General features: G+C 71.6%; 5 protein-coding genes and 1 tRNA gene. 4 read left to right on the top strand and 2 right to left on the bottom strand.

Annotated features, from left to right (window positions below; genetic code table 11):
• Positions 1-286 precede the first annotated feature (286 nt).
• Positions 287-1,585, top strand: a complete 1,299-nt coding sequence (locus tag CCN72_RS21310; protein ID WP_086808900.1) for an SAM-dependent methyltransferase — start codon at positions 287-289, stop codon at positions 1,583-1,585.
• A gap of 66 nt (positions 1,586-1,651) precedes the next feature.
• On the opposite strand, the gene CCN72_RS21305 is transcribed toward CCN72_RS21310, so the two are convergent.
• Both CCN72_RS21305 and CCN72_RS21300 read right to left on the bottom strand, forming a co-directional pair.
• A complete protein-coding gene (locus tag CCN72_RS21305) occupies positions 1,652-4,180 on the bottom strand; it encodes an ABC transporter permease (protein WP_086808899.1) in 2,529 nt (842 codons plus the stop codon).
• A complete protein-coding gene (locus CCN72_RS21300) occupies positions 4,180-4,950 on the bottom strand; it encodes an ABC transporter ATP-binding protein (protein ID WP_037653710.1) in 771 nt (256 codons plus the stop codon). The genes CCN72_RS21305 and CCN72_RS21300 overlap by 1 nt, the downstream gene beginning before the upstream one ends.
• Before the next feature lie 398 nt (positions 4,951-5,348).
• Between CCN72_RS21300 and CCN72_RS21295 the strand changes: the two genes are divergently transcribed.
• The 3 genes from CCN72_RS21295 to CCN72_RS21285 all read left to right on the top strand — a co-directional run.
• Positions 5,349-5,432: transfer RNA gene (locus CCN72_RS21295), tRNA-Leu, on the top strand.
• A gap of 271 nt (positions 5,433-5,703) precedes the next feature.
• Positions 5,704-7,536, top strand: a complete 1,833-nt coding sequence (locus CCN72_RS21290) for a fatty acyl-AMP ligase (protein ID WP_086808898.1) — start codon at positions 5,704-5,706, stop codon at positions 7,534-7,536.
• A partial coding sequence (locus CCN72_RS21285; RefSeq protein ID WP_143664158.1) for an acyl-CoA dehydrogenase family protein occupies positions 7,533-8,425 on the top strand: 893 nt, incomplete at its 3' end. The genes CCN72_RS21290 and CCN72_RS21285, both read left to right, overlap by 4 nt.

The following is an 8,425-nucleotide window of genomic DNA, read 5'->3' as shown; positions in this document are numbered from 1 at the left end:
CTACGAGGCCGCCAAGCCGGCGCCGGTCGCCGCCGCGAAGACCGAGGCCAAGGCTTCCTGACCCCAGGTCAGCCGCTGTTCGACGCACGACCCGAAGGACCTTCCGCCATCCGTGGTGCGGGAGGTCCTTCGGCGTTCCCGGCCGCTCCTCCGCCCCTCCCGGCCCACCCAGGTGGCTACTGCAACTATTTTGCCCAGTCGTAACTCCTTCGCGGGACTGTGCGGACGGCCCCGCGGTGTTTACGTGGTATCCGGCATCCGGGATCTCGTCTTGGAGGTGTGCGTCATGGCAGACGCCGCGTCGCGGCTGAGCAGTCTTGCCGAGCAGGTACTGGGGGTTCCGCTCCCGGTACGGCTGCGGGCCTGGGACGGATCACAGGCCGGACCCCCGGGCGCCCCCACGCTCATCGTGCGCAACCGGCGCGCGCTGCGCCGCATTCTGTTCAAACCGGGGGAGTTGGGCCTGGCCCGCGCCTGGGTCTCCGGCGACCTGGCCATCGAGGGCGACCTGTACACGGCGCTGGACGCCATGTCGGGACTGATCTGGGAGCGCGACGGCGACGACCGTACGCTCCTCCAGGCGCTGCGCGACCCGGCCGTCCGGGCCGCGGGCCGCGAGCTGCTGAAGCTCGCCGGGCCGCCGCTGCCGCCCGCACCGCCGCAGGAGGAGGTCCGCAGGCCCCGCCATCTGCACACCCGGCACAGCGACAGACGGGCCATCAGCCACCACTACGACGTCGGCAACGACTTCTACGAGCTCGTCCTCGGCCCCTCCATGGTGTACTCCTGCGCCTACTGGGAGACCTTCGACGAGGACGCCACCCTGGAGGCCGCCCAGCGCGACAAGCTCGAACTGGTCTGCCGCAAGCTCGGTCTCCAGGAGGGCCAGCGGCTGCTGGACGTCGGCTGCGGCTGGGGCTCCATGGCCCTGCACGCGGCCCGTGAGCACGGCGTGAGCGTCGTCGGCGTCACCCTCTCCCAGGAACAGGCCGGCTACGCCCGCAAGCGCATCGCGGACGAGGGCCTGACCGACAAGGTGGAGATCAGGGTCCAGGACTACCGGGACGTCTCCGACGGCCCCTTCGACGCCATCTCCTCCATCGGCATGGCCGAGCATGTGGGCGCCGAACGCTACCTGGAGTACGCGCGTCAGCTGTACGGCCTGCTGAAGCCCGGCGGACGGCTGCTGAACCACCAGATCGCCCGCCGCCCGCAGACCGACGAAACGGCCTACAGCGTCGACGAGTTCATCGACGCCTATGTCTTCCCGGACGGCGAACTCGCCCCCATCGGCACCACCGTCACCCAGCTGGAGCGCGCCGGGTTCGAGGTGCGCGACGTGGAGGCGCTGCGCGAGCACTACGCCCGCACCCTGCGCGAGTGGGTGACCAACCTGGAGGCCGACTGGGAGCGCGCGGTCCGGCTGACCAGCCCCGGCCGGGCGCGTGTGTGGCAGCTGTACATGGCCGCCTCCGCGCTCGCCTTCGAGCACAACCGCATCGGGATCAACCAGGTCCTCGCGGTCCGCACCCCGCCCTCGGGCGCCTCCGTGCTGCCGCCGCGCACCCGCACCTGGCAGGTTTGATCCCCGCGGTACGACGAAGGGGCCCCGCTCCGGTGACGGAACGGGGCCCCTTGCCGATGCCGGGCGCTACTCGGCCTTGATGGCCGTCAGCATGTTCAGCCTGGCCGCGCGGCGGGCCGGCCACAGGGCGGCCAGGATGCCGACCACGCCCGCCAGCGCCAGGAAGAGCACCAGCCGGCCCCAGGGCAGGACCAGTTCGTAGGTGGGCATCTTGGTGCCGAGCAGCTCACCGGCCGCCCAGCCGAAGAACACGCCGAGACCGATGCCGAGCACACCGCCGAAGAGCGAGATCACCAGGGACTCCAGGCGGACCATCCGCTTGACCGACCGGCGGTCCAGGCCGATCGCGCGGAGCATGCCGATCTCCTGGGAGCGCTCGAACACCGACATCGCCAGGGTGTTGATGACACCGAGGACCGCGACGATCACCGCCATGCCGAGCAGGCCGTAGACCATGTTCAGCATCATGGTGAACATCTGCGCGATGTCGTTGGAGATGTCCTTCTTGTCCTGGATCTTGATCGCCGGGTTGGCGCCCAGGGCGCTCGTCAGCCGGTCCTTGGTCGCGGTCGAGGCGCCGTTCGCCGTCTTGACCATGACCTGCATGTCGGTGGGCTTGCTCAGATGCGGGGTGAGCACCTTGTTGTCGAGCATGATGCCGCGGATCATGTCGTTGCCGTCGTAGATCCCGGCGACCGTCAGGGTCTGCGCCTTGCCGTCCTCGAAGTGGGCGGTGAAGTGCGAGCCGGTCTTCCAGCCGTACTCCTCGGCCCGGACCTTGTCCACGACGACGCGGTCGCCGCCGATCGTGAAGCTGCCCCGGTCGACCTTCAGGTCCGTCAGCTCGGCGATGGACGCGCCGTCGACACCGGTCACGTACTCGGTGGTGCCGTCGATGCGGGTCTCGGCGTTGCGCAGCGGGCTGCTGGCGCTCACGCCGTCGGTGGCCGCGATCTTCTTCGCCACGTCCGGGGAGAGCGGCGAGCCGTTCGCCATGGAGACCACGTAGTCGGCGCGGATCGCGGAGGCGGCCATCTTGTCGATGGACGACTGGAGGCTGCCCGCCATCACCGTCATACCGGTGATCAGGGTCAGTCCGATCATCAGCGCGGAGGCGGTGGCGGCTGTACGGCGCGGGTTGCGCACCGAGTTCTGGCGGGCCAGCTTGCCCGAGACACCGAACGCGCGCAGCAGCGGGGCGAGAGCCGCCATCAGCGGGCGGGACAGCAGCGGGGTCAGCACGAACACGCCGATGATCAGCAGGACGGCGCCCAGGCCCATCGGGGCCTCGCCGGAGGAGGCGTCCATCGAGGTGGCGGCGACGATCACCGCGGCACCGGCCGCCGTGAACAGCGCGCCGATCGTGTTGCGCAGCACCAGCGACTTGGTGGTCGCCGTGGCGTGCACGCTGTTCATCGCCGCCACCGGCGGGATCTTGGCGGCCCGGCGGCCGGGCAGCCAGGCGGCGAGCATGGTGATGAGGACGCCGACCGCGAGGGCGGCCACCACGGTCCCCGGGCTGATCACGAGCGGCCCGTCGGGCATGCTCGCGCCGAAGGATCCCACCAGGGCGCGCAGGCCCGCGCCGATGCCGATACCGGCGACCAGACCGGCCACACCGGCGACCGCGCCGACCACGAACGCCTCGATCAGCACCGAGCGGGTGACCTGGCGGCGGGAGGCGCCGACCGCGCGCATCAGGGCCAGTTCCTTGGTGCGCTGGGCGACCAGCATGGTGAAGGTGTTGGCGATGATGAACGTGCCGACGAACAGGGCGATCCCGGCGAACACCAGCAGGCCCTGCTTCAGGCCGCTCATCGACGCGGCGATCGTCTTCGCCTGGTCGTCGGCGAGCTGCCGGCCGGTGGTGGTCTTCACCTGGTGCGCGGGCAGCGCCGCGTCGAGCGCGTCCTTGAGCGCGGCCTGGCCGGTGCCCGGCTTCGCCTTGACGTCGATCTCGTCGTAGGTGCCGTGCTTGCCGAACAGCTTCTGCGCGGTCGGCGTGTCGAACAGGGCGAGGCTGCCGCCCGCGGTCACGTTGCCGTCGTCGGTGGTGAAGATGCCCGCGACGGTCGGGGTGAGCACGGGGCCGTCGACCGAGAGCCGCACGGTGTCGCCGACCTTGTAGCCGGCCCGCTGGGCGGTCTTGGCGTCGAGCAGCACCTCGTTCGCACCGTGCGGTGCGTGGCCGCTGGTCAGCGGGTACCGGGCGTCCTTGGTGCCCCAGTAATTGCCGCCCGCGGACTGCCAGTTGCCGCCGGCGAGCTTGCCGTGCCTGTCCGCGACGGCGGTGAAGCCGCCGACCACCCCGGTGGCGGAGGCGGCGCCGGGCACCTTGGCGGCCTTGTCGAGCGTGGCCTGGGTGAGGTCCGCCAGCTTGCCGACCTTGTCGCCCTCGGAGTCCTGGTACTTCGGTACGACGGCGACGTCGACGTGATCGAAGCCCTTGGCGGAGCTGTTCTGGTAGGCGTCGGAGATGGTGTTGGTGAAGACGAGCGTCCCGGAGACGAAGGCCACGCCGAGCATGACGGCGAGCACCGTCATCAGCAGCCGGGCCTTGTGCGCGAGGACGTTGCGCAGGGCGGTGCGGAACATCAGCTGGTCCGGCCCTTCGCGTCGAACTGCTTCATGGTGTCGAGGACCGAGTCGGCGGTCGGGCCGTACAGCTCGTCCACGATCCGGCCGTCGGCCAGGAAGATCACGCGGTCCGCGTAGGCGGCGGCCACCGGGTCGTGGGTCACCATGACCACCGTCTGGCCCAGCTCGCGCACGGAGTTGCGCAGGAAGCCGAGGACCTCGGCGCCGGATCGCGAGTCGAGGTTTCCGGTCGGCTCGTCACCGAAGATGATCTCCGGCTTGGAGGCCAGGGCGCGGGCGACGGCCACGCGCTGCTGCTGGCCGCCGGACAGCTGGGACGGCCGGTGGCTCAGCCGTCCGGACAGGCCCACCATCGAGATGACCTGGTCCAGCCAGGCCTTGTCGGGCTTGCGCCCGGCTATGTCCATCGGGAGGGTGATGTTCTCCAGCGCGGTCAGGGTCGGCAGCAGGTTGAAGGCCTGGAAGATGAAGCCGATCTTGTCCCGGCGCAACTTGGTGAGCTGCTTGTCCTTCAGCGAGCCCAGCTCGGTGTCGCCGATGCGCACGGAGCCGGAGGAGAAGGTGTCGAGGCCGGCCACGCAGTGCATCAGGGTGGACTTGCCGGAACCCGAGGGGCCCATGATCGCGGTGAACTCGGCCTGCCGGAAGTCGACGGAGACCCGGTCCAGGGCGACCACCCGGGTCTCACCCTGCCCGTAGATCTTCGACAGCTCCGTGGCGCGGGCGGCCACGGCGGTGGCCGTGCCTGCGGTGGGTGTGGTGGTCACGGGACGGTGCTCCTCGGGACGATAGGTCGTGGGGACTTCTCTATCGTCCCGGTGCCCGGGGCCCGGGAAGTCAGCCGCTGTTCCGGTTCCCGGGGGCGACTCGGGACGGACCGGGCGGGTGTCGTGTCATACCTGGGGAGGACCCCGGACCCTGAGGCCGGGGAGGGGACCCCGGCACCGATAACAGGGGGAGCGCCCTTCTTCAGACGGTGAAATTCCGTCATTTCACATACAGGTGCACATGCGTCACGTCACGCTACTGGCAAGTGCGGATGGCGAGTTCCGTGGTCTGATGCACCCTCAGACGTCAATAAAATAAGACAACATCGTTCCGACGTTCCGCTGTTCGGGGGATGCGTCCCGATAGGCTCGGACCCTCGCAGCGGAGCCCATGGCCTGCCCGGATGGTGGAATGCAGACACGGCGAGCTTAAACCTCGCTGCCCCTTCGCGGGCGTGCCGGTTCAAGTCCGGCTCCGGGCACTTCTGCTCCCACGGCACCTGACCTGCGAAATGGCGGGTTTGGTGCCGTATTGCGTCATACGTCCGGAAGCGGGACGAGCACCGCCCGGCTCACGGGGCTGACCGGATTCCATCTGACGGCGTACGACGACCGCGTCGCCGCACCGCGCACCCCGACGCGCACGGCTTCAACCGCCGCAAGCGTCTCTTTAGCGAACTGTTCGAGCATGTTCGGCAGGTAAAGGGCCGCCCGCGGACGAGTGCGCGGTGGCCCCTGTCGCAAGGGGGAGCGATGCCGAACCTGTCCAGCGCCGAACCGGCCACCTTCACCGACGTGCTGTGTGCCCGCGGTGCCGAGCGCCCGCAGGCCGAGGCGCATGTCGAGCTGCGGCACCGGGGGGCCGGGGTGCTCCCGGTGCGGCTGTCCTACGGCGAACTGGACCTGCGGGCCCGCCGTATCGCCTCGATGCTCCAGGAACGGCGGGCCGGCGGGACGCCGGTGCTGCTGCTGTACACCTCCACGGCGGAGTTCCTCAGCGCCTACGCCGGCTGCCTGTACGCGGGCGCGGTGGCCGTGCCTGCGCCGCTGCCGGACGGCGCCGGCGGGCACGGTCGGCGGGCGGGCCGGGTCCGGGCGATGCTGGACGACACCGGCGCGCGGCTGGTGCTCGCCGAGGCGTCGAACGCCCCCGAGGTCTCCCGCTGGCTGGCCGATACGCTGCGCGACGGCGTCGACTGCCTGGCCACCGACCGGCCCGAGCTGGGCGACGCGGACGCCTGGCGCCCGGTGCGCACCCGCCCGGACGACCTGGCCTTCCTCCAGTACACCTCGGGTTCGGTGCGTGAGCCGCGCGGCGTGATGGTGTCCCACCGCAACCTGATGGACAACCAGCGGCTCCTGCAGGACGTGCTGGGGACCACGGCGCGGGACCGCTTCGGCGGCTGGCTGCCGCACTACCACGACATGGGCTTCATCGCCCATCTGCTGCACCCCGTCTGGCTGGGCGGCATGTCCGTGTGCATGGCGCCCGAGGCGTTCGTCCGCCGGCCGATGCGCTGGCTGCGTGCCATCGACGAGTACGGCGTGACCGTCGGCGGCGGCCCCAACTTCTGCTACGACCTGTGCGTCGACCGCGTCTCCGCCGAGGAGGCCGCCACCCTCGACCTCTCCAGCTGGCGGCTGGTGCTCAACGGTGCGGAGCCGGTACGCCCGCACACCCTGCGCCGTTTCACCGAGCACTTCGCCGGCGCCGGGCTGCGCGCCACCGCGGCCTATCCCTGCTACGGACTGGCCGAGGCCACCCTGCTGGTCTCCGGCGGCACCCCCGGCGCGCCGTGGTCCACCCGTCCCGCGGACGCTCAGGCGCTGGAGCACGGGCGGCTGACCGGGCCGTCCGGCGCGGACACGGCACGCGAACTCGTCGACTGCGGGCCGGTCACCGGCTACGACGTGCGGATCGTCGAGCCCGAGCAGCGCCGGGAGCTGCCGGCCGGCCGGGTCGGGGAGATCTGGCTGCGCGGCGACAGCGTCGCCCAGGGGTACTGGAAGCGCCCCGAGGAGAGCGAGGAGACGTTCCGGGCGACCCTGGACGACGGCGAGACCGGCTTCCTGCGCACCGGCGACCTCGGTGTCCTGGCCGACGGCCGGCTGTACGTCACCGGCCGGCTCAAGGAGCTGATCATCCTCAACGGCCGCAATCTCTATCCGCAGGACGTCGAGTGGACCGTGCGGGAGGCGGCCGGCGCGCTGCGGCCCGGCGCCGCCGCCGCGTTCTGTGTCGACGCCGGCGGTCGCGAGCAGCTCGCGCTGGTCCTGGAGTCCCGCGCCGGCCTCGACGACGAGGAACGCACCGAGCGGCTGGTCCGGCTGGTCCAAGAGGCCGTCGGCGCCCGCTGCAACGCCCCCCTCGCCAACGTGCTGCTGGTCGGCCCCGGTGCGGTGCCCCGCACCACCAGCGGCAAGGTGCGCCGTGCCGAGACCCGGCGGCTGTTCCTCGCCGGTGAGCTGCCGGCCCTGCACCAGGTCCTGGACCCGGCGGTCCACCAGCTGGTGGGCGCCCGCCGGACCGCCCTCGGCGAGGATCTCCTGCTGCCCGCGCCGGCCGGTGGGGGCGGCCGGTGGTGAGCACGGCGCCCACGGTGGCCGACGGCGCGTCCCCGCCGGGCGTCGGCTCCGGTCCGCTCCGGGCCACGCCGGTGAGCGCCGAGCCGGGCCGGGTCCGTGCCGCACGCGTCGAGTCGGCGCTCGGGGATCCCGCCGACCCGGCCAACCCCTACGGGTACGCCGCGCTGCTCGCTGCCGACCGGCTGGCCGAACGGTTCCACGGGGGCGAGGAGTTGCTCGACTCCCTGGGCATGCCGGCCGAGTTCGTGCCGGTCGGACTCGGCGGCCGGCTGGACTCGTACGAGGACCTGGTGGCCGTGATGCGGCCGGTGTTCCGACGGGACGTCGGGCTCGCCATGGGCTACGGCATGATGAGCTGGATGGCCGCCTCCGACGTGTGGCTGGCCGGCACGGAGGAACAGCGGGCCTGGCTCGCCCGGCTGCTGCTCGACGGGCAGAAGGCAGCCATCGCCCAGCACGAGACCGCCCACAGCAACGACTATGTGCGCAGCGGCGTCACGGCCCGGCGCACCGCTGACGGCCTGCTGCTGAACGGCGTCAAGCCGTTGATCAACAACCTGGAACGGGCCCGCGCCCTGGTGCTGTTCTGCCGTACCGGCGAGACCACCGGCAGCCGCAGCCACTCGGCGCTGCTGCTGCGCCCGGACGCCTTGCCCGCCCCGGGCGCCGCGCTGCTGCCGCGCCGGGTCGCCGTCGGCCTGCGCGGCTGCCGGTTCGCCGGGATCGAGTTCGACGGCTGTCCCGTACCGGCGAGCGCCCTGCTCGGCCCGGAGGGCACCGGCGTCGCCACCGCGCTGCGCTCCTTCCAGCTCAGCCGCACGGTCATCGCCTCCTGCGCGGTCGCCGCCGTGGACACCGTGCTGCGCACCGCGGTGATGTTCGAGCAGTC

The organism is Streptomyces murinus (genome assembly GCF_002154555.1).
GTDB classification, from domain to species: Bacteria; Actinomycetota; Actinomycetes; order Streptomycetales; family Streptomycetaceae; genus Streptomyces; species Streptomyces murinus.
Note: the sequence above shows the minus strand (reverse complement) of the source record. Positions and strands in the feature narration are given on the sequence as shown.